Source organism: Sphingorhabdus sp. (genome assembly GCF_046596595.1).
GTDB lineage: Bacteria > Pseudomonadota > Alphaproteobacteria > Sphingomonadales > Sphingomonadaceae > Sphingorhabdus_B.
The window spans coordinates 1-26,564 of sequence record NZ_JBKJMB010000063.1; the positions used below are offsets into that span (position 1 = coordinate 1).

At 57.8% G+C, this 26,564-nt stretch carries 21 protein-coding genes and 1 tRNA gene; 14 read left to right on the forward strand and 8 right to left on the reverse strand.

The window, feature by feature from the left end; all coding sequences use genetic code 11:
• From ACLL9E_RS06400 to ACLL9E_RS06440, 9 genes are all read left to right on the forward strand, one after another.
• The coding region (locus tag ACLL9E_RS06400) for a glutamate-5-semialdehyde dehydrogenase (RefSeq protein ID WP_411290910.1) at nt 1-978 on the forward strand (978 nt) is incomplete at its 5' end.
• Nucleotides 975-1,604, forward strand: a complete 630-nt coding sequence (locus ACLL9E_RS06405; protein WP_411290911.1) for a nicotinate-nucleotide adenylyltransferase — start codon at nt 975-977, stop codon at nt 1,602-1,604. The genes ACLL9E_RS06400 and ACLL9E_RS06405, both read left to right, overlap by 4 nt.
• A gap of 42 nt (nt 1,605-1,646) precedes the next feature.
• On the forward strand, nt 1,647-2,021 hold the full coding sequence (gene rsfS / locus ACLL9E_RS06410) for a ribosome silencing factor (RefSeq protein WP_411290963.1): 375 nt from the start codon (nt 1,647-1,649) through the stop codon (nt 2,019-2,021).
• Between the two features lie 24 nt (nt 2,022-2,045).
• Nucleotides 2,046-2,468, forward strand: a complete 423-nt coding sequence (locus ACLL9E_RS06415) for a 23S rRNA (pseudouridine(1915)-N(3))-methyltransferase RlmH (protein ID WP_411290912.1) — start codon at nt 2,046-2,048, stop codon at nt 2,466-2,468.
• A gap of 3 nt (nt 2,469-2,471) precedes the next feature.
• Entirely contained in the window at nt 2,472-3,638 is a 1,167-nt protein-coding gene (locus tag ACLL9E_RS06420) for a murein hydrolase activator EnvC family protein (protein ID WP_411290913.1), read from the forward strand.
• Nucleotides 3,639-3,744: 106 nt separating this feature from the next.
• A complete protein-coding gene (locus ACLL9E_RS06425) occupies nt 3,745-5,112 on the forward strand; it encodes a S41 family peptidase (RefSeq protein WP_411290914.1) in 1,368 nt (455 codons plus the stop codon).
• Nucleotides 5,113-5,347: 235 nt separating this feature from the next.
• Nucleotides 5,348-5,827, forward strand: coding sequence for a disulfide bond formation protein B (locus ACLL9E_RS06430; protein WP_411290915.1), 480 nt, complete (start codon nt 5,348-5,350; stop codon nt 5,825-5,827).
• Complete coding sequence (locus ACLL9E_RS06435) at nt 5,806-6,354, forward strand: demethoxyubiquinone hydroxylase family protein (protein ID WP_411290916.1); 549 nt, start codon at nt 5,806-5,808, stop codon at nt 6,352-6,354. The genes ACLL9E_RS06430 and ACLL9E_RS06435 overlap by 22 nt, the downstream gene beginning before the upstream one ends.
• Nucleotides 6,318-7,001 carry a hypothetical protein gene (locus ACLL9E_RS06440; protein WP_411290917.1) on the forward strand — a complete coding sequence of 228 codons (684 nt, stop codon included), beginning with the start codon at nt 6,318-6,320 and terminating at the stop codon, nt 6,999-7,001. Before ACLL9E_RS06435 ends, ACLL9E_RS06440 begins: the two co-directional genes overlap by 37 nt.
• A 12-nt stretch (nt 7,002-7,013) precedes the next feature.
• Here ACLL9E_RS06440 and ACLL9E_RS06445 read toward each other — a convergent pair whose 3' ends face one another.
• The gene (locus ACLL9E_RS06445) at nt 7,014-8,759 is read right to left on the reverse strand and encodes a DUF885 domain-containing protein (RefSeq protein ID WP_411290918.1); all 1,746 of its coding nucleotides are present in this window, start codon (nt 8,757-8,759) and stop codon (nt 7,014-7,016) included.
• Nucleotides 8,760-8,812: 53 nt separating this feature from the next.
• On the opposite strand from ACLL9E_RS06445, the gene ACLL9E_RS06450 reads away from it, so the two are divergent.
• Nucleotides 8,813-9,331, forward strand: coding sequence for a DUF2306 domain-containing protein (locus tag ACLL9E_RS06450; protein WP_411290919.1), 519 nt, complete (start codon nt 8,813-8,815; stop codon nt 9,329-9,331).
• Here ACLL9E_RS06450 and ACLL9E_RS06455 read toward each other — a convergent pair.
• The 7 genes from ACLL9E_RS06455 to ACLL9E_RS06485 all read right to left on the reverse strand — a co-directional run bounded on the left by ACLL9E_RS06455 (nt 9,328) and on the right by ACLL9E_RS06485 (nt 19,517).
• Nucleotides 9,328-10,365: an aspartyl/asparaginyl beta-hydroxylase domain-containing protein gene (locus tag ACLL9E_RS06455; protein WP_411290920.1), complete on the reverse strand. Its 1,038-nt coding sequence runs from the start codon at nt 10,363-10,365 to the stop codon at nt 9,328-9,330. The two genes, ACLL9E_RS06450 and ACLL9E_RS06455, sit on opposite strands and share 4 nt — an antisense overlap.
• Before the next feature lie 56 nt (nt 10,366-10,421).
• On the reverse strand, nt 10,422-10,970 hold the full coding sequence (locus ACLL9E_RS06460) for a hypothetical protein (RefSeq protein WP_411290921.1): 549 nt from the start codon (nt 10,968-10,970) through the stop codon (nt 10,422-10,424).
• 116 nt (nt 10,971-11,086) lie between these two features.
• The gene (gene gltB / locus ACLL9E_RS06465) at nt 11,087-15,613 is read right to left on the reverse strand and encodes a glutamate synthase large subunit (protein ID WP_411290922.1); all 4,527 of its coding nucleotides are present in this window, start codon (nt 15,611-15,613) and stop codon (nt 11,087-11,089) included.
• The gene (locus ACLL9E_RS06470) at nt 15,610-16,173 is read right to left on the reverse strand and encodes a DUF2059 domain-containing protein (protein ID WP_411290923.1); all 564 of its coding nucleotides are present in this window, start codon (nt 16,171-16,173) and stop codon (nt 15,610-15,612) included. Before ACLL9E_RS06470 ends, gltB begins: the two co-directional genes overlap by 4 nt.
• Nucleotides 16,170-17,612, reverse strand: coding sequence for an NAD(P)-dependent oxidoreductase (locus ACLL9E_RS06475; RefSeq protein ID WP_411290924.1), 1,443 nt, complete (start codon nt 17,610-17,612; stop codon nt 16,170-16,172). Before ACLL9E_RS06475 ends, ACLL9E_RS06470 begins: the two co-directional genes overlap by 4 nt.
• A 160-nt stretch (nt 17,613-17,772) precedes the next feature.
• A complete protein-coding gene (locus ACLL9E_RS06480) occupies nt 17,773-18,573 on the reverse strand; it encodes an undecaprenyl-diphosphate phosphatase (RefSeq protein WP_411290925.1) in 801 nt (266 codons plus the stop codon).
• The gene (locus ACLL9E_RS06485) at nt 18,570-19,517 is read right to left on the reverse strand and encodes a complex I NDUFA9 subunit family protein (RefSeq protein WP_411290926.1); all 948 of its coding nucleotides are present in this window, start codon (nt 19,515-19,517) and stop codon (nt 18,570-18,572) included. Before ACLL9E_RS06485 ends, ACLL9E_RS06480 begins: the two co-directional genes overlap by 4 nt.
• 214 nt (nt 19,518-19,731) lie before the next feature.
• Between ACLL9E_RS06485 and ACLL9E_RS06490 the strand changes: the two genes are divergently transcribed.
• The 4 genes from ACLL9E_RS06490 (at nt 19,732) to ACLL9E_RS06505 (ending at nt 26,540) form a co-directional block, all read left to right on the forward strand.
• Nucleotides 19,732-19,818: transfer RNA gene (locus ACLL9E_RS06490), tRNA-Leu, on the forward strand.
• 145 nt (nt 19,819-19,963) lie between these two features.
• Nucleotides 19,964-22,195, forward strand: a complete 2,232-nt coding sequence (locus ACLL9E_RS06495) for a BamA/TamA family outer membrane protein (protein WP_411290927.1) — start codon at nt 19,964-19,966, stop codon at nt 22,193-22,195.
• Nucleotides 22,195-26,355, forward strand: coding sequence for a translocation/assembly module TamB domain-containing protein (locus ACLL9E_RS06500; RefSeq protein WP_411290928.1), 4,161 nt, complete (start codon nt 22,195-22,197; stop codon nt 26,353-26,355). Before ACLL9E_RS06495 ends, ACLL9E_RS06500 begins: the two co-directional genes overlap by 1 nt.
• Entirely contained in the window at nt 26,355-26,540 is a 186-nt protein-coding gene (locus ACLL9E_RS06505) for a hypothetical protein (protein ID WP_411290929.1), read from the forward strand. Before ACLL9E_RS06500 ends, ACLL9E_RS06505 begins: the two co-directional genes overlap by 1 nt.
• Nucleotides 26,541-26,564 lie beyond the last annotated feature (24 nt).

Consider the following 26,564-nt stretch of genomic DNA (forward strand, 5'->3'; position numbering starts at 1 on the left):
AATGATCTGGCCAACCGGATCATCGACAGCCGCGCCCGTCCCAACGGACTATTGATGGAGCGGATCCGCGTTCCGGTGGGCGTGCTGGGCATCATTTACGAAAGCCGGCCCAACGTGACTGCCGATGCTGCAGCACTTGGCCTTCGGTCGGGTAATGCCGTCATATTGCGCGGCGGAAGCGAGGCGGTGCACAGCAACCATGCCATTCATGCCGCGATGCTGCGCGGGGTTGTTGCGGCTGGCCTGCCGGCCGATATTATTCAACTGGTCCCGACGCAGGACCGCGAGATGGTGGGCGCGATGCTGCGCGCACAAGGGGCAATCGACATGATCATCCCGCGCGGCGGCAAGTCGCTGGTGGCGCGGGTGCAGGATGAGGCGCGGGTGCCGGTCCTCGCGCATCTTGACGGCATCTGTCACAGCTATGTCCACAAGGATGCCGACCCGGACATGGCGCAGGCGCTGGTCGTCAACGCCAAGATGCGGCGCACCGGCGTGTGCGGATCAACCGAAACGCTTTTGATCGATCAGGATTATCCAGCGCCCGCCGCATTGATCGCGGCGCTGATCGATGCCGGGTGCGAAGTGCGGGCCGACGATATGCTGATGGAACTCGATGCGCGCACGGTGTCGGCTGACGATGACGACTGGAACACCGAATATCTCGATTCGGTCATTTCGGCGCGTGTTGTGTCCGGGCTCGATGATGCCATGGCGCATATTGCCCGCCACGGATCGCACCATACCGATGCGATCATCACGCAGGATGAAGTGGCGGCTGCGCGTTTCCTAGCCGAGGTCGACAGCGCCATTGTCATGCACAACACCTCCACCCAATTTGCCGATGGCGGTGAATTCGGCCTTGGCGCTGAAATCGGAATCGCCACGGGGCGCCTGCATGCGCGCGGGCCCGTCGCACTTGAGGGACTGACGACCTATAAATGGCTTGTCCGTGGCCAGGGACAGGTCCGGCCTTGAAAACAGTCGGGCTGATGGGGGGATCGTTCAACCCGGCGCATGGCGGGCATCGCGCGATCAGCCTGTTTGCAATGGATTCGCTCGGCCTCGATGAATTTTGGTGGATGGTGTCGCCGGGCAATCCGCTGAAACCCAAATCGGACATGGCGCCATTGCCCGCCCGCATGGCATCGGCCAAGGCACAAGCGCGCCGCACGCCCATCAAAGTCACGGCGATCGAACAGGCGCTCGGCACCGTGTACACCGCTGAAACACTCGCGAAACTGGTCGCGCGTTACCCCAAGACGCGGTTCATCTGGATCATGGGGGCGGACAATCTGTTGCAATTTCACCACTGGCGGCAGTGGCGAAAGATCGCCCGATTGATGCCGATTGCAGTTATCGCAAGACCCGGCTATAACGGGCGCGCTGTTGCGGGTCCCGCAATGGCCTGGTTGAGACGGTTTGTCCGGCGTCCGGACCAGCATCATCACTGGACTACATGGAGTACGCCAGCGCTTGTCTTTTTGCGCTTTCGTCCAGATCCGCGTTCGGCCACCGCTCTTCGGCGCGCTGACCCATATTGGTTTCACCGATATAAGGAACTTGGAACGCGTGACGGCGTTACCCGAAATATTGTGCTTTAAGGAGCCATCTTGATCGATTCTGTTTCCGTTCCTGCCGCTGGCATTGCCGCCGCAAAGGCTAAGGAACCCACTTTGACCCCCGACGCTTTGCATGCGTTGATTCTCCAATCGCTCGATGATGATCAGGCGCAAGAGGTGGTCACCATCCCGCTTGAAGGCAAAAGCAACATTGCGGACCATATGGTCGTCGCTTCGGGCCGCTCGTCGCGCCAGGTGGCGTCGATGGCGCAAAAGCTTGCCGAGCGTATCAAGAAGGCCGGACGTCATGCCCGTATCGAAGGTCTTCCTTCGGCTGACTGGGTGCTGATCGACGCTGAAGACGTGATCGTGCATCTGTTCCGTCCGGAAGTGCGCAGCTTCTACAATCTGGAACGCATGTGGGCATTTGGCGACGCGCCCGAAGTCGCGGCGCAATAAGCCAGCATTAACGCGCCGATGGCAATGCGTTTGCACATCATCGCGCGCGGCAAGATTGGCCGCTCACCCGAATCCGAGCTGGTCGATCGCTATCTGAAACGGATCAACTGGCCAACGCGGCACAGCGAATTGCCTGATCGGGGTGGGGATCTGCCTGCCTCCGACAGCCCGCACAAAACCATCATCATGGACGAAAAGGGCGAACAGCTCAGTTCGGTCGAGCTGGCGCGCCTGCTGGAGCGCTGGCGCGACGATGGCGTGCGCGAGGTGCGCTTCCTGATTGGCGCGGCCGACGGCTTTGACGACGCTGCACGCGCCGACGCAGACAAGCTTATTGCCTTCGGCAAAGCCACCTGGCCGCATTTGATGGCGCGTGCGATGCTGGCCGAACAATTGTTCCGCGCAACTTCTATCATTGCCAACCACCCTTATCATCGTGAAGGATAAGCCATGCGGTTCGGCTTCACCCTCGCGACGTTGATAATTGCACCACTCGCCATCGCAGGCGGGTTGATGGCGCAGGAAAATGCCACCCGCGACCCGCAACAAAATGCTTTGCGCAATGCGCAAGCACGGGTGCATGCTGCCCAACAGCGCAGCGAATTGCTTCGGCAGGAGGCGAGCAATGCAGAAAGCACCGCCGATCGTTTCATTGCACGGCGCGCTGTGCTGTCGGCTGAAGTCGATGCAGCAGAGGCGCAGATTGACGCAGCGACGATTAGCGTTGGCATTATTTCGCGCAGCCAAAATGCACAGCAGCTTCAGCTGAATACGCAAAGCGCGCCTGTGCTGCGGCTGAATGCAGCGCTTCAGCAAATGGCAGGCAAACCCACATATTTGCTGATGATGCAGCCTGGGCAGCGCAAGGATTATATCCATTTGCGCGCCGTTATGGCGACGGTGCAGCCATATATCATGCAGCAAACAAGCGCGCTGCGGCAGCAGATTGCCGTGCAGAGCGAGTTGCAGGCGCAGGAATTGACGGCGCTTAAAATGCTGCGTGATGCGCGCAACAGGCTGAAAACGCGCCAAGCCGCATTGGCGCAACTGGAAGGCGCGGCGCAGGGCGTGAATGGCGTCCTGTCCGCCAACGCAGCGATCGCCTTTGAACGGGCTATTGCCCAAGGCGAACAGGCACGCGATATTGTCGGCCGTATTGATAATCAGCGGTTGAGCGCAGCAAAAGCTTCCGAGCTGGCGGCGCTCGATGGTCCCGTTGTGCGTCCCGGTCGCGGTGGACGAAAAACTGTCATCGACAATGTCTATATGTTGCCCGTTGCTGGCAAGCTGGTCACCGGTTTTAGCGAACTGACCGCTACGGGTTATCGCGAGCGTGGCCTGCGGTTGGCGGTTGGCCCGTCCACGCGAGTGGTCGCCCCGGCAGCGGGAACAGTGTCCTTTTCTGGCCGCTACCGCAGCTATGGGCAGATTGTGATTATCGAACATGGCAGTGGCTGGAACAGCTTGCTCACTCATCTCGATTCGGTTCAGGTGACGAAGGGGCAGAAGGTAGACCGAGGTGGCTTGCTTGGCCGCGCCGGAAAAGATTCGCCAGATATCGGGGTCGAACTGCGCAAAAATGGCCGTGGAATGGACATATCTGCGCTTTTGGGCTGATCTGCTTCCCTTGGTCGAGGGCAAATCCCTGTTCATGGTAAACTTGCTTTCACCTGAGGTTCAGGCGAGATATAGCTAAGAAGATCTGATGAACTGGAATTGGTCTATGAAGAACCGTTTGCTGCCTTCCACCCTCGCCATCATGGTGGCGCTTGCCGTGCCCGGCACAGTGCTTGTTGCGCAGAATATGCAGCAACAGCAATTGCAGGCGCAGCAGATTGAGGATCTCGACGAATTTCTTGCTGTCTACCGCAAGGTCAAATCAAGCTATGTCGACAAGGTGGACGACAAACAATTGATGGAAGGCGCCATTCAGGGGATGCTCGCGAGCCTCGACCCACATAGCGGGTTCCTCGACAAGTCCGATTTCAGTTCGCTGCAAACGCAAATTGACGGCGAATATGGCGGCCTTGGCCTCTCGGTTACGCTTGAGGATGAAGCGGTGAAGGTCATCGCGCCGACCAAAGATACGCCTGCGGACAAGGCCGGGATTAAGTCGGGCGACTTCATTACCCATTTGGATGGCAAGCTGATCATTGGTGGAACGCTCGACGAAGCGGTCGACGCGATGCGCGGCCCACCGGGTACATCAATCAAGCTATCGATCTTTCGTCCCGGCCGCGACGCGCCGTTTGACGTGACTTTGACTCGCGCCATCATTGACCTGAAACCAGTTCAATGGGAGGTTAAAGACCGCATCGGCGTTATTTCGGTAACCGGCTTTTCCGAACAGACCGGCGCTGATGTGGTCGCCGCGGTTGCTGGCATCAAGAAATCACTTGGCGGCAATCCGCTTGGATATATCGTTGATCTGCGGTCCAACCCCGGTGGCATTTTGGATGAAGCGGTGGCCGTTTCCGATGCGTTTTTGACGAGCGGCGAGATCGTTTCCGAGCGCGGCCGCGACAAGCGCAACATCGAGAGATGGTGGGCTGAGCGTGCTGTTCCGGGTGACGTTACCGGTGGCGCGCCAATCATCGTATTGGTTGACGCGGGCTCCGCTTCCGCATCCGAAATCGTGGCAGGGGCGCTTCAGGATCATCATCGCGGGCTCGTGATGGGCGAACGCAGCTTTGGCAAGGGGTCGGTACAAAATGTCCTTCCGCTGACCCGCGATACCGGCCTTCGTTTGACCGTGGCGCGTTACCATCTGCCATCTGGCCGGTCGGTGCAGGAAGGCGGCATTAAGCCAGACATCCGCGTGCCCCAATTGTCCGACCCCGATTACAAAAAACGCGTGTCGATCCGCGAATCCGATTTGCGCCGGCACTTGGTCAATGAGCTGAAAGACGACACAAAGGATCTGGAATCGGATATCACCGACGATCCCCGCTTCGCCATGACTGCCGAGCAGTTGAAGGCAAAGGGCATTGAGGATTTCCAGCTATATTACGCGATGGAAACGCTGCAACGCCTTGGACCCCGCACCATGAAGCTCGCCGAAAAGCCATTGAAGGGCAAAGCGCAGAATTGAGTTGGGCGGTAGTCTGTCACACTGATCGGCATCCTGAACTTGTTTCAGGATAGCAAACCACCGCTGCTCGTTATCCTGAAACAAGTTCAGGATGACGACATAGAGAAGATTGGCCTTTCGCGGTCCACCACTGGGTCATGCTGAACTTGTTTCAGCATCTTACTTTTTCCATATTGTCCAAGTAAGACCCTGCATTGAATTCAGGATGACAATAAAGACTGGTAACGCCGCATATATGACTTCGAAAATTGACAAGGCCCATTGGTTGGCGCTGCTGCTGCCCGCTGCAATGCTGGCGGGCGCTTATGTGTCGCAATATGTCGGCGGACTCTACCCATGCGAGATGTGCTGGTGGCAGCGGTATCCGCATTTTGCTGCGGTTGCCATCGCGCTTGTTGCCTTTGGCGTCAACAACGCCGCCTATCGCAAGACCTTGGTTGCATTGGCTGCATTGGCGATTGCAACAAGCGGCGGCATTGGCGGGTTTCATGCGGGCGTTGAATATGGCTGGTGGAAAGGCCTCACCGCCTGCACCGCGACGATTTCGGGCAGTGGCGACGATTTGTTAAAGTCGATCATGAACGCGCCCTTGGTGCGCTGCGACGTTGCCCCATGGACTTTGTTCGGTATTTCGCTTGCCGGGTACAATTTCCTCTTGTCGTTCGGCGGCGCAATGCTCATCTTGGCGATGATATGGCGCAAAAAGACACTTTGATAACCGCAGAACAGCGGAAACGAGCAATCGAACGCATGATCCGCGTCAACCAGGCGGGTGAATTCGGTGCAAAACGTATCTACGCTGGCCAGCTTGCGGTCATGGGTGATCGCACGCCAGCCGCGCGCAGCATTGCGCATATGGCCGAGCAGGAAGAACGCCACCTCAATGCCTTCGACAAGATGATGGCGGAGCGCGGCGTCCGGCCAACCGCATTGCACCCGATCTGGAATGCCGCCGGTTTTGCGCTTGGTGCGGTATCCGCTTTGGTAGGTCCGGAGGCAGCGATGGCCTGCACCGTGGCTGTCGAAACTGAAATCGACCGCCATTATGGCGAACAATTGGCCGAGATCGGGGACAGCGACCCCGAATTGGCAGCGATGATCGCAGATTTTCAGGCCGATGAGCTGGAGCATAAGGCAACCGCATTGGAGCAAGGCGCCGAACGCGCGTTTGGCTATCCAGTGATGAGCGCGCTGGTGCGGATGGGATGTCGCACGGCCATCGCGGTGTCGAAACATATTTAAGCTTCATCGCGCATTCAGCCTGCGCGGTTCAAGCTCAAGGCTATAAAGTTGGAGATATTCCCGTGAATGCAATGGCCAAAATTTCAATTGCCTGCCTTGGCCTGATGCTGTCGGCACAGGCACCTGCTCAAGATATGCCTGCGGCCCAACCGGGCGATGAAAAAATCAACCAGCTGATTATTTATGGCGACGACAAATGCCCTGAAAGCACTGGCGATGAAATCGTTGTCTGCGCACGGATGGGTGAGGCCGACCGTTTTCGCATCCCGTCATCGTTACGCGGCGACCCGAATGATCCCCGTAATCAGGCGATGTCCGAACGGATCAAGTCCTACGAATATGTTGCCGCAAGTGGCACGATGAGCTGCTCGCCCTCGGGCGCTGGCGGATTTACGGGTTGCGGTCTGGCCGCGATCAACAAGGCTTATGCCGAAAAGGCGCAAGACCCCGGCATTACCTTTGGCCGCCTGATCGCCGCCGAACGGTCCAAGCGCATGGCGGGCATTGATGCCGAAGCCGCCGAAGTTGAACAACGCGTGCAGGAATTTGAAAAGGGCCGCGCCGAGCGTGAAGCAAAATTGCAAGCCGAGCTTGAAGCCAAGGAAGCGGCGGGCGCTGATGCCGAGCCGCTCCCCGAGCCCAAATAAGCAGAGCTAGCTTTACGCCTTTTCGCTTGCGACCCAGTCCTTGATTTGTTGCTCAAGCACGTCCAGCGGCACTGACCCCTGACCTAAAACGGCGTCGTGAAATGCGGCCAGATCGAATTTGGGGCCAAGCTCTTTGGTAGCCATCGCCCGCAACTCACGGATTTTAAGCTCACCCAATTTATAGGCCAAAGCTTGGGCGGGCCAGCTGATATAGCGGTTTACCTCAGCCTCAATGTTCGCGGCGGACAAGGCGCTGTTGTCGGTCATGAAGGCGATCGCCTGCTGCTTGCTCCAACCTTTGGCATGAATGCCGGTGTCGACCACAAGCCGGCACGCGCGCCACATCTCATAGGACAATCGGCCCATATCCTTGGCGGGCGTATCATATAGACCCATTTCGATGCCAAGCCGTTCGGAATACAGCCCCCAGCCTTCGGTAAACGCGGTAAAGGACACGCCATATTTGCGGAAGTCCGACAAGGGCAATTGCTGCTGCAACGCAATCTGGTGATGGTGCCCCGGCACCGCTTCATGGACCGACAGCGCGGGGATTTCCCAATAGGGCCGTTGGTCAAGCTTCGATGTGTTGACGAAATAGGTCCCTGAAATGCCGATTTCGGGCGACCCCGGATTATAATAAGCCGTCGTCGTGCCTTCGGCAGTCTCCGCCGGAATTTCCTTGATACCATATGGCAGGCGGGGCAGGCGGCCAAACAGACTCGGCATCTTGCCATCAATAATCTTGGTCACCCGCGCGACCTTCTCCATCAGCTCTTCGGGCGTCTTGGCATAATATTGCGGGTCGGTCCTCAAATGCGCGATGAAGGCTTCGCGGCTTGGATAGCCAGCCTTTGTTGCGATATCGGCCATTTCGGCGCGAATACGGGCGACTTCGCTGAGGCCAATTTGATGGATCTGTTCCGCCGTCAAATTGGTCGTGGTTTCTTCACGGATCCGGAATGCGTAATATTTGTCGCCGCCGGGCTGCGCCGAGACACCGGGCGCTTTGGCGCAGGCTGGCTCGTAGCTTGCCGTATACCAGGCCAGCTGCTTGCTCAGCGCCGGGTGGATGACGTTGCGGATGGTCGCTTGGGCACGCGCCGCCAATTCTGCAAAATCAGCTTCCGACACGTTGTCAGGCCGTTTTCCAGCATAAGGCCCGTAAAAACGCGACTGGCGTACGTCAGGGGCGATCAGGCCAGTGATGGTGCCTTCAAAACCGGTAAGCGTCTCGCACGGTTGGGTAAACTTGCCCTTGATCGCGACATTCGCGACCGCGATGTTTTCGTCGTTCACGCGCGCATATTGTGCGAGCCGCGCATTATAGCTTTCAAAGTCGGCTTTGGTTTTAAACGGCAGATTTCGCGGCATGCTTGCGATTTGCTGATGCCAGCTGGAATAGGTCGTGAAGTTAATTGCGCGCTGGCCGAACCGGTTGCCCTCGATTGTGGAATACAGCGACTGCCGCAATATGCCTGCCTCAACCTTCGATGCAGCATCAAGGTCGCCCGAAGGAATAGCATCGAGACGGGAGAGGAATTTACTGGCTTGGGCTGCCCTGCGGTCGAGCGCGGCCAGCGTATAATCGCCAAGTTCATTGCCATAGTCGTTGACGCCGAGCGCGCTCGCATAAACCGGCTGTTCCTTGAGCACGAACGCCCAGACTTCATCGACCAGTTCCGCGACGTCTTTGTTGGCATCGGCGTATGCTGGGGCCGAAAGTACAAATAGCGATCCAGCGAGTAAATATTTGCGCATAAGGGCCCTTCCATGAAATATGGCTCTGCGGACTAAAGCAGGGGAGAGAGCAATTGGCCAGTCTGTTTGGCAAACCAAAGGAACGCATTACGCCCGCACAGCTAGTGCCGGACGGCTTCGACCGGCTCCTGTCCGCTGGCGCGGCGCTGTTGTTTGTGGCCTTATGTATTGCGTTGTTGCGCGGCCAAAAGGACTGGCCACAACTGCCGCTGGCGTTGTGGTTTCACATCGCGACGATTGCGACAGCGCTTGTTCTCACGCCAGTGATGTTGCTGCGCAAGCGCGGCGACAAATGGCATCGACAATTGGGGTATGTGTGGGTGTCGGCGATGCTTATCACCGCCATCGTCAGCTTTGATATTCGTCTCGCAAACCGCGGAAGTTTCAGCATCATTCATCTTCTGTCGGTGTGGACGTTGATCCAATGCGCGCTAATATTCTGGAGCGCGCGGACCCATGATGTTGCCCGCCACAAAAGCGCTGTGCGCGGCATGGTGCTCGGCGCACTGCTGATCGCCGGCTTCTTCACCTTTCCATTCAACCGCCTGCTTGGCCAGTGGCTTTTTGGTTAGCAGTAGCTGTCGACGACTTCGAACATCGCGGTGATTTGATCGCGTTCGCGTATTGTCAATTCAGGCCGCCAAATGTCGAATATCAACACGAGCCGGTCAAAGGCGCTATTATTCCACGCCTCATGCTCGACACTGTCGTCAAAGGCGATGATTTTGCCTTCCTCCCACTGGATTGTGGTCGCACCGACCCTAAAGCCGCAGTAGGGCGGGACGATGAGCGGGAGGTGACAGATCAGCCTGCTGTTCAGCATGCCCGAATGCGGCGGAATTTTTGCACCCGGGCGTAACAATGACAACATGACCGACGGCGCGCGCGGGCCAATGAAGCACAAGGGCACATTGTCCATCACCGCGCGATAGATTTCGGGGCAGCGGCGGATATGCTCCTCCACCGGCGCGCCATTCTGCCAGAGATGCAAGGTGCTCCAGTCCGAATTTTCAAGCAGTCCGTGATGGTCCTGCTGCGGCCGGCCGGCAGCGGCCTGCATATATGGCTGGAACCCGTCATGGCTTTTCAAAAGCTTCAACGCTTCATCCTGCAGTGCAGGAAAATTTTCTTCCAACTGCGGAACCCAGTCGAATTGGCTTGTATCCGCAAACTCAAGATGCGGCATGTCCGGATAATAATGCGCCATAGGCTTCTGCGGAAACTGCCGATATTCGGGAGGGCGCGGTACGTCGCCAAACATCATGTCGAGCGATTGCGCGAAGCGGGGATGCTGCTGGTCTCTGCCGAATCCCTTATTGCTCAGTGAATCCAGCAAGTGATTCCGGAACACATCGGCCAGCCATGTTACGGCACGCGATGCGCGTTCGACCTGCTCGATAACAAGAGGGTCGGATGGCGGGCGCGCGGCGGCGGTCCGAACTGCTGCGTTATAATAAGCATTGGCCGCGCGGCGGTCGCCGTCTTCGCGCCGGTGGTCAGCTTTTGCAATCAACGCGAGGATGTCAAAACGGTCGGCAGTGAGCCGGGTCTCAGCCTCTGATTCGGTAATCGATCCGGGCGGTGTCTGGGGTTCGCGGCCTAACATATTCAGGCATTACGCCATCAATATGCGCCTTGGCAACTTTCGGGTTGCGCTTGCCTTTACCGATTGCGCGCGCGCCGGGCCTCTTCTTTGGCCACGCGGATCTGGTCTTCCATATCGCGGCTGAGATTTTCGAACGCTGGCATCATATTGGCCATCGCCCGGGCAACGCCGCCCATCATGCCAACAACTTCGCGTGTCTGACCACCCAATTCTTGGGGCAGATAATCGGCGTCGCGTCCTGCAAGATCACCAATCGTGGCATCGCGGCGCAGTCGTCTCTCGACCGTTCCGGGCCGCGCGGTTTCAATCGCGTCGGTGATACCGCCAATCGGCATGTTCAAAACCGCACCCGATACGCGCTCGACCATGATCGCTATACCATTTTGCACAACAGGGTCGGAAAGCCGACCGGCGATCTCGCCCATCCCTGCCTGCGCATCATCACTGGCATAAGCTTCATCGTCATAGGCTTCACCTTGCGAGTCGTCGTCGGCACTTGCATATCCCTGCGCCCCGGCACCCGGCACGTAAGTCACGTCCTGCGCGGCCAATGGCGCAGCCATGGCTGCGATAGGAAGGGCTAGAAGTATGATATTAACACGCATGATTCATCCTTGCATGAAACCGTCAACTGATAATGCTGGGGTTTACGCCGCACAGCATGAGTCTAAGCTGAACGCTTTTTATCGGGTCAGTTGACGCAATGACTGGAGCGCTGCTTTCACTCAGCGGCTTCCAATGCTGCATGGTCCGACAACGGTTGATTAAGGCGAGACAGCATTTCCTTCGGGCAAATCTGCCAGAACTCGCCGCGCCTGCGATCCCAATCCTCAATGATTGATTTTGACCATGCGCTGTCGGTGGCATCGGCATGCGCGGTAACAAGCGCCTTGAGCTGCTCTTCCCAATATGTGCTTTCCAGCCTTTGCCAGACGATGCTTTCGGGGTTGGCCATTGCGGCGAAGTCACGTTCCGCATCGAGCACAAACGCCATTCCGCCGGTCATGCCTGCACCGAAATTGCTGCCGACCTTACCCAGGATAACTGCCATGCCGTTGGTCATATATTCAAGCCCGTTTGAGCCGCAACCTTCGACCACCACATGCGCGCCGGAGTTGCGAACTGCAAAGCGTTCGCCCGCTTGCCCTGCCGCGAACAAACGGCCCGACGTTGCGCCATATAAAACGGTGTTGCCGATGATGCTGTTTTGGTGGCTCACAAGAGGACTGCTGACCGTTGGCCGGACAATGATCGTTCCGCCTGACAAGCCCTTGCCGACATAGTCGTTGGCGTCGCCAAAGACTTCCAACGTAATGCCTTGGCACAAAAACGCCCCAAGCGATTGCCCGGCGGAGCCGCGTAAACGGACATGGACATGCCCTTCGGAAAGGCCCTTCATGCCGTAAAGCCGTGTGATTTCGGAACTGAGCCGCGTTCCTACGGCGCGATGCGTATTGCGGACATTATAAGTCAGCTGCATCTTCTCGCGCCGTTCAAACACCGGCCTGCCATCATGGATCATTTGCGCATCCAGGCTTTCGGGCACTTCGTTCCGGAATGTCGGAATACTGAAGCGGCGTGCACTGTCGGGCGCATCGACCTTGGCGAGGATGGGATTGAGATCAAGATCATCGAGATGCTCCGCTCCGCGGCTGACCTGCCGAAGCAGTTCGGTGCGCCCGATAACTTCGTCAAGGCTGCGATAGCCAAGCTTGGCCAGTATCTCGCGCACTTCCTCGGCGATGAAAGTCATCAGGTTGATGACCTTTTCAGGTGTGCCAGTGAACTTCTTGCGCAATGCCTCGTCCTGAACGCAAACGCCAACAGGGCAGGTGTTCGAATGGCATTGCCGCACCATGATGCAGCCCATGGCAACCAGGCTCAGCGTGCCGATGCCGAATTCCTCAGCGCCAAGGATCGCGGCGATCACGATATCGCGCCCGGTCTTGAGGCCACCGTCGGTGCGCAGCTTGACGCGATGCCGAAGACCGTTGAGCGTGAGCACCTGATTGGCCTCGGACAGACCCATTTCCCACGGCGTCCCGGCATATTTGATGCTCGTCTGCGGGCTCGCGCCGGTGCCGCCGACATTGCCCGAGACGAGGATGACGTCGGCATGCGCCTTGGCCACGCCCGCCGCAATCGTGCCGATGCCCGCCGCGCTGACGAGCTTCACACAGACCCGCGCGCGCGGGTTGATCTGCTTGAGATCGTAGATCAGCTGCGCGAGATCCTCGATCGAGTAGATGTCATGATGCGGCGGCGGTGAAATCAGCGTCACGCCCGGCGTGGAGTGCCGCAGCCGCGCAATCATCTCGGTGACCTTGAAACCGGGCAATTGCCCGCCTTCGCCCGGCTTTGCGCCTTGCGCGACCTTGATTTCGATTTCCTCGCAGGCACCAAGATATTCGGCAGTCACGCCGAAACGGCCGCTGGCAATCTGTTTGATGACGCTGTTGGCATTGTCGCCATTCTCATAGGGCTTGAACCGCTTGCTGTCCTCGCCGCCCTCGCCAGATACGGCCTTTGCGCCGATGCGATTCATGGCGATGGCAAGCGTTTCGTGCGCTTCTGGCGACAGCGCGCCAAGCGACATTCCGGGCGTGACAAAGCGTTTGCGGATTTCGGTGATGGCCTCAACCTCGTCAATCGCGACAGGCTCTTTGGCGAAGTTGAACTCAAGCAAATCACGCAGATAAATCGGCGGCAGTTCCTTAACGCCTTGCGCAAACTGGGTGTAGGTAGAGTAACTGTCGTTTGCGACAGCGCTCTGCAACAAATGCATCAGCCCTGCCGAATAAGCATGCGACTCGCCGCCGCTGCGCTGTTTGTAAAAGCCGCCAACAGGTAACCTTGCAACCGCGCTGTCAAAGGCGTCGGCATGCCGGTCGCGCGCGTTGACATATAGAGAGTGATAGCCTTCGCCCGAAATCTTATTCGGCATGCCGGGGAAGAAGTCGTTGACGAGCGCGCGCGAGAGGCCAACTGCTTCAAAATTATAGCCGCCACGATAGCTTGAGATGACCGCGATGCCCATTTTGGACATGATCTTCAGCAGCCCTTCGTTAATGGCCGTGCGGTAATTCTCGACGGCTTGGGGCAGCGTAAGACTTCCAAGCAGGCCGCGCGCGTGCCGGTCTGCAATCGCAGCTTCAGAAAGATAGGCGTTCACTGTGGTTGCGCCGACACCAATGAGCACGGCAAAATAATGCGTATCAAGGCATTCCGCCGAACGGACGTTGATGGACGAGTAACTGCGAAGGCCATTGCGCACCAGATGCGTGTGCACCGCGGCTGCCGCCAATATCATCGCTATGCCGACGCGGTCGGCATTGATGTTCTCGTCGGTGAGGAACAGCTCCGATTTGCCCATCCGCACTGCGGCAACGGCCTCTTCGCGGATCCGCTTTATGGCGGCGCGCAAGCCTTCTTGTCCTGTAGATATGTCGTAGGTGCAGTCGATTTCGGCGCCAAGCGAACCAAAGGCGGCCTTAAGCCTATACCAGTCGCGCGCGGTCAAAACCGGACTGTCCAGAACCAGAACATCGGCGTTTTGGCTCTTTTCCTCCAATATATTGGCGAGGTTGGAAAAGCGTGTTTTCAGGCTCATCACATGCCGTTCACGCAAGCTGTCGATGGGCGGATTGGTAACCTGGCTGAAATTCTGGCGGAAGAACTGGCTGATCAGCCGCGGCTTGTCGCTGATGACGGCGAGCGGGGTGTCGTCGCCCATCGACCCAATGGCTTCCTTGCCATCCTCGATCATCGGCGCAAGGATCATTTCGACATCTTCCAACGTCATGCCGGCGGCGATCTGGCGCTTTGTCAGTTCAGCGCGCGACCAAGCCGCGGTGCTTTGCTCGCCGGTATCGGGCAAATCGTCGATCCGGCGGAAGCCGCCGACAAGTGCGCGATAATCCTGCTCGGCTGAAATGCGGTCCTTCAACTCGCCGTCGCGGTACAATTTGCCTTCATCGAGATTGACGGCAATCATCTGCCCCGGGCCAAGGCGACCTTTTTCCAATATGACGGCTTCCGGCAGAACCACCATTCCGGTTTCCGAGCCAATCACGAGCAGATTGTCCGACGTCCGGCTGTAGCGCAGCGGACGCAGCGCGTTGCGGTCAACACCCGCTACCGCCCAATGGCCATCGGTCATCGCCAGCGCTGCCGGACCGTCCCACGGCTCCATGACGCTTGCCATATATTCATACATCGCGCGGTGGTTTGCGGGCAGATTCGGGTTCGACTGCCATGCTTCAGGGATCAGCATCAGCTTCGCGGTCGGCGCTTCCTTGCCCGAGCGGACAAGGGTTTCGAACACGGCGTCGAGCGCCGCGGTGTCGGATGACCCGGCGGGAATGACTGGCTTGATATCATCTGACTGCGCGCCAAAGGCGATGCTCGCCATCTTGATTTCGTGGCTTTTCATCCAATTCTGGTTGCCGCGAATGGTGTTGATCTCGCCATTATGCGCAAGGCCGCGGAAGGGCTGTGCCAACCACCATTGCGGGAAGGTGTTGGTCGAATAACGCTGGTGGAAAATCGCGACGCGGCTTTCAAACCGGTCGTCCTGCAAGTCAGGATAGAACACGGAAAGCGATTCTGCGAGGAACAGGCCCTTGTAAACAATCGACCGGCACGACATCGAGCAGATGTAGAAGTCGCGAATTTGCGCAGCGATAATCTTCTTCTCGATCCGGCGGCGAACGAGATAGAGATTTTTCTCAAACTCGGTCGCGTCAACTTCGTCAGGCATCGGCCCGGCAATCATGATCTGCTCGATCTCTGGCCGCGTTGCCTGCGCCTTTGTGCCGATAACCGATACGTCGACAGGCACCTGCCGCCATCCATAGATTGTGTAGCCAGCGTCGATGATTTCGGCCTCGACGATCGTGCGGCAGTTTTCCTGCGCGCTCAGGTCCGTGCGCGGCAGGAAGACCATGCCGACCGCAAGCCGGTTGGGCATCGGCCGGTGGCCGCTGTCTGAAATTGCGTCGTCAAAGAAGCGGACGGGCAAATCGATATGCAGCCCTGCGCCATCGCCAGTCTTGCCATCTGCATCCACCGCACCGCGATGCCAAACCGCCTTCAGCGCTTCGATCCCTGCGGCCACCACGCGGCGCGACGGCTTGCCATCGGTCGCCGCGATCAGGCCAACGCCGCACGCATCGCCTTCGGACTCCGGATGGTACATGCCTTCACGGGCAAGGCGTTCATGTTCGGCGGTGGGGTAGAAAATGGTCATTTACCTGTTCCAAGATATTGCGCAGCTTCGCCCATCAATTCGACGGCAGCCTTTTCACCGGCCTTGCGGCCAATTTCCTGTCCGGACAGGCTGAGCTTTTGCTGTATTTTTGGTTGCGCTGAAGCCAATGCCTGTCCCGCACGCGATTCCATGAACGTACGAATATTCGCAAGATCGGCCGGGCTGATTTCTGCCACATATTGCTGCGCGGCCTGATCCAAAATGGTCGGATATGCCGCCTTGAAATTCAGCATGATCAACTCGCCGAAACGCTTCCCGAAAGCGGCTTGGCCACCAGGATATTTGGCGTCAATTTGCTTTATGAGTTCAGCGCCACCTGCGATCTGGCCAATTTGCCCAAGGAAGCCAGCCTCCATGACGGGCACTAACTGTGTGAACATATAATCGAGTGTTTTTTCGGTGTTAGCGGCAATGATAATGGCGCGCGCATCTTCGATCGGCGTGGCCGGTGCTGCGACTTGCGCGGCGACGGGTCCTGTCGCGACGCCCATGCACAAGAGTGCCAAAAAACTATGGCGGACGACTGAAGATATTTTCATGCTGCAATCCTCTCACGACCGGCCTTCGAATTCAGATAACTGTGCATATGCTCCGTGACATCACGTCCGTCGCGGATTGCCCAGACGACCAGGCTTGCGCCGCGCACGATATCGCCAATGGCAAATACGCCATCGAGATTTGTCATTTGCGTTTTATGGTCAACGCGAATGGTGCCCCAGCGGGTGACGTTGAGGTCGGCTGCCCCGAACAACACGGGCAGGTCCTCCGCCTCAAAACCGAGTGCGGTAATCACCATGTCGGCGTTGACCGTAAAATCACCCTCCGGATCATTTTCGGGCGTGCGGCGGCCAGAGGCATCCGGCGCTGCAAGCCGCATCTTGGCGACGTGCACGCGTTCGATCTTGCCATTGCCATCAAAGCCCTTGGGGCCGGAAAGCCAGACGAACTCGACGCCCTCTTCTTCCGCATTGGCAACTTCGCGCTGCGATCCCGGCATATTTTCCCGGTCGCGGCGGTACAGGCATTTTATGGACCGAGCGCCCTGACGAATGGCGGTGCGCACGCAGTCCATCGCGGTGTCGCCGCCGCCGATGACGACAACATCCTTGCCGTGCGCATTCAGCGCGCCGCTGTCGAACGCGGGGACATCATCGCCAAAGCCTTTGCGGTTCGACGCCGTGAGAAAATCGAGCGCGGGTACTATGCCGTCAAGCCCTACACCCGGCGTTGATATGGCCCGCGCCTTATACACGCCCGTCGCGATTAGCACTGCGTCATGTTTCGCGCGCAAATCGTCAAGTGTCGCGTCGCGGCCAACCTCGAAATTCGCATGGAAGTGGATGCCAGCATCCTCAAGTCTCTTGATGCGGCGCATGACGACGTCTTTTTCAAGCTTGAAGCCGGGGATACCATAAGTCAGCAGGCCGCCCATCCGGTCATAGCGGTCGTAAACATGCACATCATATCCAGCGACACGCAGATATTCCGCTGTTGTAAGCCCGCCCGGTCCACCGCCGATAATGCCTACCGACTGGCCGCGCGATGGCCCGACCTCAACGGGTTCGACCCAGCCCTGCTCCCACGCGGTATCGGTGATATATTTCTCGACCGCGCCGATGGTGACGGCATCATGGCCCGAAAACTCAATGACACAATTACCTTCGCACAGGCGATCCTGCGGGCAGATACGGCCGCAGATTTCGGGCATGGTGCTGGTCAGGTTGGACAGCTCATATGCCTCGCGCAGACGGCCTTCGGCGGTCAAACGTAGCCAGTCGGGAATATGGTTATGCAGCGGGCAGTGGACAGAACAATATGGCACGCCGCACTGCGAACAGCGTGATGCCTGGTCTGCTGCCGCTACCGGCGCGTAACGGTCCGCGATTTCCGCAAAATCTTCTGCGCGAAGCTCCGCCTCCCGCTTGTGCGGATAAGCCTGAGGCTTCGATACGAACTTAAGCATTGGATCTTTCGCCACAGCATGCTCCTTGAAGATACGGTGCGGTTACCGCGGCAAACCGTTGCTGTCACGCAGAAATCCAAATATAGGGAAGCTTTGCTGACTAATATATCGATATTTGAGGCTATAAAATAACCCTGCGCAATTTTATTTCAATTTAATATGGCCATTTCGGCCCCTACCGCAAGCTAAGCCAAATTAATGCCGCCGAGCCAACAATGATTCGATAATATGCAAAGGGCGCAAATCCATATTTTCCCACGACGGCTACAAAAGCTTTGACAACAACGACGGCCACCAGAAACGCCATGATAAAACCAATGGCGATCATCCCCATATCGTCAGAGTTCAAAAGCGCTCTGTCTTTCCATAACGCATAGACTGTCGCCGCCATCATTGTCGGCACTGCCAGAAAGAATGAAAACTCGGCAGCCGTCTTGCGCTCGACGCCCATCATCAGTCCGCCCATGATGGTCGCGCCAGATCGGCTGACGCCCGGGAGCATCGCAGTGCACTGGACAAGGCCAATCGACAATGACGTGCCGAGCGGGATTTCCTCCACCGCATTAAATCGTACAGTCTTTACCACGCGCTCAAGTATTAGAATGATGAACCCGCCGACGATCAGAGCGATGGCAACAATTTGCGGGGTCTGCATCGCAGCGCGAATGGCATCATAAGCGAGTACCCCGATGACAAGTGCCGGGGCAAAGCCGAGCAATATGTTGCGAGTGAAGGCGACTGGACCTGCCTCCATTTTCAAAAGCCCAACACCGACCGCCCAAAATCTCTGCCAGTACACAAGGATGACCGCCAATATCGCGCCAAGCTGAATCGCGATCTTAAACGCTACCGAACTTTTGTCGGTAAATCCGACCAGTTCGCCCGCCAGAATAAGATGGCCAGTGGAGGATACCGGCAAAAATTCGGTCAGCCCCTCGATGATACCAAGCAGGACTGCGACCATCCAATCGCTCATTGGCTGGATTCCGCTTGTCCCGACTCTTTAGGCGCACTGCCAAACCGGCCATGCTTGCGGTAAATGTCCAGCCAGTCGTCGGCTATGACATTGAGGGGCGTTGGCACAATCGCATAAGCCGCCAACCCATCGGTGCCGGTTACAACATTATCGCGCCCAAGCATTTTATACTGATCCTCCGTGATGGGCGCCCCGGGCAACCATCCAGTGCCCTTTGCAAGCATCTTCGCCGCGATGTCCGGAACCTCAAGAAATACCGGCTCTCGCCCGATGGCCTTTGCAATCCAGCGGTTCAATTCCATCATTGAGAATATCTCTGGCCCGCCAAGTTCCAATATGCGCCCATCCTGATGCACCAAAGCGGCCGCAACGGCCTTGGCTACATCGCCTGCAAAGACTGGCTGAAACCGGGTAGCCGCGCCAATGACTGGAACGATGGGCAGCATTCGGATGAGCCCAGCAAAGCGATTTATGAACTGGTCCTCGCGGCCAAATACGATCGATGGTCGCAGTATGACTGCGGCGGGAAAGGCGGCATGCACTGCGGCCTCGCCGCCGGCTTTGCTCTGGCCATATTGTGCATCGCTGCTGGCATCGGCACCAATCGCCGAAATATGGACCAATGCTGTCACACCGGCATCCGCCGCGGCCTTTGCAACATGACCAGCGCCGATATTCTGGACCGCATTCATATCGGCAAAACTGCCCACCAGATTGACGACGGCGTCCGCATCCTTGACGGCGCGCGCGACGCTTGCGGGCTTGCGGATATCCGCCTCCATCAATTGCACATCGCCCAGATTGCCAAGAGGTTTAATGTGATTGGCATTATTGGCGTTGCGGCACGCGACACGAATACGCGCACCCTGACTGAGCAGCGTTTGCGCAACGTACCGGCCCAAAAAACCGCCGCCGCCAAAAATCGTTACCAACTTGCCTTGCATACATGCTCCGTCATTAAGCGAAAAATCGCTCCTGCGCTTTGCACCACCACCCGAAAGCTTTCAAGGCCGACATGCTGGAAACGACCGCAGCATCGATCCCTGCTTGCTTTACTTATGTAATCGGCCAGCTGCGTGGCAGGGCCGTTGACAATATCCCCCGATTGCTTAAAGGGACGCGCCTACCCGACGTGCTGCCAAAAACTGCGCGTCACGTGCCCGGATGGCGGAATTGGTAGACGCACCAGCTTCAGGTGCTGGCGCTGGTAACGGCGTGGAGGTTCGAGTCCTCTTCCGGGCACCATTTTCGCGATCGTGTAAATTATCGTCGGTTGAACACGGCGCATGCGTGTTGCTATTGCAACCGGTGTCGTTCGCAGTATCGGATATTCGGAGGCCACAGCGGAACCTTTTTGCGTGAGGTGGTGTTGGGGCCGGGGGATGTCTTTTTGATCCGATCAATTGCCTTTTTATATCTTGGATGTGCGGCCGCGCCTTTGCTTGCCCAAAATCCGCCTGCGTCTGCTGTTTCCACGCCTGTTCCGGTTGCGCCAGCGGCGGTAGAGGCTGATCCAACCGGACCGCGCACGCCGATAATAACAGATACGGAATTTGACGAGGCCATTCCGTCGCTCGATGATGCCCCGCTGGAAAGCATCGATGAATGGACAGCGGCGCAGGAAAGCCGGGAAGAAGGGGGTTCAGCGCAGGAACAGGCAAAGCAGACCGCAGCCGACCCTGCCATAGCCGCAGTTCAGGATAATGACGCGGTAGAGCTGCTGCCGGATGCGCCCGTCACGGATCCGCTTTTGGACGACCCGTTGCCGCCTATTGAAAGTTTTGATGCAGAGCCACCGCCTGAGCCGACACAGGTGGCCGAGCGGGAAGCCAGCGCGGTGCGCTATGTCGTACGGGTCGACGGGCTTGATGCAGCAAAGACCGCCGAAATCGCAAAAGACGCCGATGCTGTGCCGATCGAAGCCGAGGCGTGGCGCGATGTTCGCAGCCGTTTTAACGATCTGTCCTCCTTAGACGATGGGGATGGCCGCGCCGACAGCCGCGCCGAGGTTGGTCAGCGCGCACGAGCCGATCGCCAGTTACTGCTCGATATCTTGAACGGGCTTGGCTTTTTTGATGCAGATGTTCGCGTCACGTCCGAAGTTGCGACAACCCCCGATGGCGCAATCAATGTTGTCCTGACGGTCATTCCGGGGCGGCGTTATTATCTCGGGCAGATCGCCTTTACCGCGCCAGTGGTTCAGCCGGCTGACCTAATCAGCAGCAGCTTTGTGCCGAAAACCGGCGATGCGATTGTTGCAGATGTTATGTTGGCCGCCGAGGCGAATATTTCGGTTACCTTACCGCGCAATGGCTATCCCTTCGCCACGGTCGGTCAGCGGGACATATTGCTGGATAGCGATACGGGCGTTGGCGATTACACTTTGCCGGTGGAAACGGGCGCACGAAGCTATTTTGGGCAATTGCGCACGGAAGGAACGCCAGCGTTCGGCGCGGATCATGTCGCCATCTTGCGGCGGTTCAAAACAGGCGACTTGTACGACAGCCGCAAGGTTGACGATTTGCGCGCGGCCTTGATTGCAACGGGACTATTGTCGACCGTGTCCATTGAGGCCGTGCCAGGTGAGGGCGTTGCGCCCGATGGGACACCTTATGCCGACCTGCTTGTCCGTCAGGAGGCTGCTCCGCCCCGCACGCTTGCTGCAAGTGCGGGGTACGGCACCGGACAGGGCTTCCGCGCCGAGGGCAGCTGGACTCACCGCAATTTGTTTCCGCCAGAAGGATCGTTAAGAGTTGCAGGCGTGCTTGGCACGCAAGAGCAGGCTGCAAGCGTTGCCTTTGCGCGCGCCAATGCTGGGCGGCGTGATCGCAATTTTGAAATATCACTGTCGGCGCTGCATAGCACGTATGATGCGTTCGAAGCATATACTGGCCGACTTGCGGCGACCATGGCGTTCGTCTCGACACCGATCTGGCAAAAGAAATTTACATGGTCGGTCGGGGCCGAAATACTGGCGACGTCCGAAGATACGTTTGAAGTCGCACGCGCGATACGCGATCGGCGCATTTATTATGTCGCCGCTTTACCCGGGCAAGTGGGCTTCGACCGGTCGAACGACCTGCTTGACCCTGTCCGCGGCTATCGCGTCAATCTGCGCGTATCGCCCGAGGCATCATTGGGGTCAGGCAAACAGATTTACGCACGCGTGATATTGGACGGATCCTATTATTACCCGGTCAACGACAGCATGGTCGTCGCGGCGCGTGCGCGGGTTGGTACGATCTCGGGCATTGCACGCGATAATCTTGCGCCTTCACGCCGTTTTTACGGCGGCGGCGGCGGCTCGGTCCGTGGCTTTGGATATCTGCAGCTTGGACCTAAAGACATAAACAACGATCCAATTGGCGGCCGCAGCCTGAATGAATTTGCGCTTGAGGGGCGATACCGCTTTGGCAATTTTGGTGTCGTTGGCTTTGTCGACGCTGGACAAACCTATGAATCGTCAAAGCCGAAATTCAATGACTGGCGCGTCGGCGTCGGCATTGGCGGCCGTTTTTATACAAACTTCGGACCCGTCCGGCTTGACCTTGCTACCCCGCTGAATCGCCAGCAAGGCGAGCCGAAAATAAGCGTCTATGTTTCGATAGGACAGGCGTTTTAATGGTCTGGCGGCGGGTAGCTATTGGCGTTGCGGCGATCGCGGGACTGTTGCTTGCGGTTTTATTGGGCAGCTATATCTGGCTCGATAGCCAGTCTGGTCGTAATTTTGTTGCGCGACAGATTGCCAGTTTCGAACTGGAAAATGGCCTGAACATCCGCATCGGGAAAATCGAAGGGTCCATTTATGGCGACGCGATTTTGTACGATGTCCGCTTCCGCGACCCGAAGGGTGACTTTGCCCGCGCGCCGGAAATCCGGCTCGACTGGAACCCGCTGTCTTATTTCAAGCGCGGCGTTGCCATCAATGCGCTGACGGCCAAAGAATTGAACGTATCGCGTCGGCCCGCGTTTCGGATCGTACCTGACCGCGGCGACCCGCTACTGCCTGATATCGATATCAGCATTGACCGGTTGCAGGTGGACCGCATTGTCTTTGCCAAAACCATAACCGGCGAAGAACAAATTGCTTCGCTGTCGGGCAAAGTGCAAATTGCGGACAGACGCGCGGTAATCGACGCCACCGCCGGAAGCATCCGCGGCGACCGGATTGTTTTGAAACTGGATGCGGTGCCCGACGACAATCGCTTTGATGTCGATTTGAAACTCGATGCACCGGCAAAAGGCTTGGTCGCTGGACTAATTGGACGCGAACAACAGATAAAAGTAAAACTATCCGGGCGTGGCAGTTGGCGCAAATGGGATGGCGCGCTGACCGCGCAAATCGCGTCCGACGATGTCGCTGACCTCAAACTGTCTGCGCGCGAAGGGACGTTCACGGTCAAGGGTACTGCCGCGCCGGCGAAATTGATGGCCGATGGCTTGCTCATGCGCGCCTTGTCGCCAGTGACATCGATAGACATGGCAGCTACCTTCGCCGATCGGATTGCAAAGATTAAGGGAACTGTCCGGTCGGCAGCGGTTGAGGTTGATGCCGATGGCATGGCTGATCTGGGTGAAGGCAGCTTTGAAGATCTGGCGCTGGAGTTTCGGGTTCTGCGCCCTGGAATCATTGGGTCAAATGTCAGCGGCACGAATATTCGCGGGAGAGCTTTGCTCAATGGTGTCTTCGCGGGCCCCATTGTGGCTTATTCCGCCAGCGCCAAGCGAATTGCTTTTGATGCCACAACATTTGAAGACGTTACCGCGACGGGCGAAGCGCAAGGCAAAGCCGACCGTTTTATCATTCCGGTCAATGTACGGGCGCGGCGCGTCACGGGTATCAACCAGATTGCAGGCGGGCTTTTGACCAACGTCCGCCTGAACGGCGATCTTGCCATCTCGGGTGGGCGCTTGCTTTCCGACAATCTGAAGATCCGGTCCGACCGGATTAATGCAACTGCCCTGCTCGTCGGGGATATCGACAAGGGTTTTTATACCAGCGCATTGAACGGAAAAGTAGACGGATTTCAGGTCAATTCGGTTGGCCTGTTCAACGTGGTAGCTGATGTCGATTTGGAAACGACACTTGGCCGTGGCTACGCGCTGGTCGGCACCGTCAAAGCGCGTTCAACGCGTCTGTTTAGCGCCGGCTTCCAGAATTTCCTTGGCGGACAGATGTTCGTGAATGCCGGGATCCGTTATGGCAGCAATGGCATATTGCAGATTACCCGCGCCACAGTCGTGTCGCCCTTATTCCGGCTAAACAGCGGTAGCGGAAGCTATGTGACTGAGGGCGGCCGGGTCGTGTTCAACGGACGCGGATATTCCACCAAATACGGCCCGGTGTTGGTCGGAATGACCGGCACATTTGACCGTCCCGTGTATCGCATTACAGCGACCAATCCGGGATTGGGCGTTGGCATGTCCAATGTCGTTGGCGTTGTTACGCAAAGTCGGCGGGGCTATGCCGTCGCGATAACGGGTTCAACCGCTTACGGTCCGATTAGCGGCAACATAGACGTCCTGTCCGGCAACGGCCCGCTGACGATTGACATATTGCGCGGGAATTTCGCAGGGATCGGCATAACCGGACAAATCCGGCAGGCCGCATCGGGTCCATTCGTGGGAACCCTGACGGGAGTCGGCTCCGGATTTGACGGAACAATCGCATTGTCGGCCCAAGGCGCATATCAACGCGCGGTTGTCGACGCGGTTGCGCTGAATGCGGAGCTTTCGGGCGCGCAAAAACTCGCCATCGGACGCGGCATCATAAATGCGGACATCATATTGTACGATAGCCCGCAAATCATTGCGGATGTTCAGGTAGAAAACGCGCTGGTGAACGACATCTCGTTGGCGGCTGCCCGGGTCAAGGTCAATTATCGTGCAGGCGCAGGCACTGCGCAATTATTGGCCGAGGGCCGAAGCCAGGTTCCGTTCCGCATCGCCGGCAATGCAGACTTCACGCCGCAACTTTGGCGGGTCGCATTGAAGGGCCGCGCCAATAGCATCGATTTCGCTACCGATGGCCCGGTCAGGATTATTCCGCGCCGAAACAGCTATGATATTTTGCCAAGCACTATCAAGGTGGCTGACGGCAACTTGCGTCTTGCGGGTAGTTACGGCGAAGCGATAAAGTTGCAGTCGCGGTTGGACAAGGTCGACATCGCGGTGCTCAATCCGTTCATGCCCGGGCTCGGTCTGAGCGGACGTGCGACCGGAAGCTTCGACTGGTCGCAGGCGTCATTGGCCGCGTTCCCGAGTGCAGATGCGCGGCTTGAAATATCCCGCTTTGCGCGAACAAATCTGGGCTCCCGTTCGCAACCGGTTGATATTAGCATGGTTGGCAGACTATTGCCCAGCGGCGGCAATGCCCGCGCCATCGTCCGTCGCCGCGGGGCCGCAGTAGGCCGGCTTCAGATCGATCTCACGCCATTGCCGCCTGGCAACGCAAGCTGGACAGAGCGCCTTCTTGCTGCGCCCTTGTCGGGCGGTATCCGCTATAATGGGCCTGCGGATACGTTATTCTCGCTGGCGGCGCTGGCGGATCAGAGCCTGACTGGAAATATCGGCGTGGCTGCCGATTTCTCGGGCCGGGTGCAAACTCCGCGTTTGACTGGCGTCGTCCGCGCGAACGACCTCGTCTACGAAAATGATCTGTACGGCACGCGTCTGACGCAGCTGCGCGTGCGCGGTGTTTTTACCAATGACCAACTGGAAGTAACCGAACTGAGTGCGAAGGCGGGCGATGGCACAGTGTCGGGCAAGGGGATCGTCAACCTGAGCGCCGCAAAGGGCTTCCCGTTGCAGTTAAATCTTGACCTCGACCGCGCCCGCGTCGCGCGCAGCGAGTTGATTTCATCGACGGCCACCGGGCAAATCAGCATAACCAATACGCCCGACGGCGCTGCTTTGGTCAGCGGTACGCTGCGCCTGCCCGAAACACGGTTCAAGATCATCCGCCAAGGTGCCGCAAAGGTTGCGACCTTAACTGGTATCCGCCGTAAGACACCAATCGGGCGCGCGCGCGTTTCAGGTAATGCCGACGCGATCACCAGCCTGCCAAGTAACTGGAAGCTGGACATCCGGCTTGAGGCACCCGACGAATTATACGTCAGCGGCATGGGACTGGAATCCGAATGGGGCGCAAATTTGCGGGTAACAGGCACCAGTGACGCCCCGCTCATTTCGGGCGAAATGGAGTTGCTGCGCGGAACGCTCGGTTTTGCTGGCCGGTCGTTTGAACTGGAAAGCGGTCGCATTTCCTTCAATGGCGGTCCGGCCAGCAACCCGTCCATTCGCGTTGCTGCCGCAAGCGAAGTTGACGGCACGACAGTGCGGGTCAATATTCGCGGGACGGGCCAGAACCCCGATATCAGTTTCAGCTCGACCCCGGCATTGCCCCAGGATGAGATCATGGCGCGAATATTGTTTGGAAATTCTATTGGCGAGCTGTCAGCTATCCAGGCTGTCCAACTGGCCGGATCGCTGAACAGCCTGCGCGGGGGATCAGGAGGACTTAATCCGCTTGGCGTGTTGCAGTCGGCTACCGGACTTGACCGCCTGAGAATATTGAGCGCTGACGAGAAAACCGGACGTGAAATGGCGGTTGCCTTTGGCCAATATATCACCAACGACGTCTATGTCGAAATCGTTACCGACGCGCGTGGTTACACCGCCACGCAGTTGGAAATCAGCCTGACCCCTGCATTGTCGGTGCTCAGCCAAATTGGTACTGGCGGCACGTCGAACGTCAATGTCAGATATAAAAAGGACTATTGATGCGTCGCGCCATCCTTTTGCTCATTCTGGTATTGCCGCTTTCGTGTCTCGCCGGGTGTCAGCAGGACTTTGACTCGCAATATGCCGAGACAGAGCGGAAGGTGAAGGCCGCCGAGGCAAAAATAGACGCCGAAATGGCGAAGAAAGCGAAGCGGGAAGCGGGTGAAGAAGCTAAATCGGACTAATGCCCGTGGTTTTGCGGTGCGCGC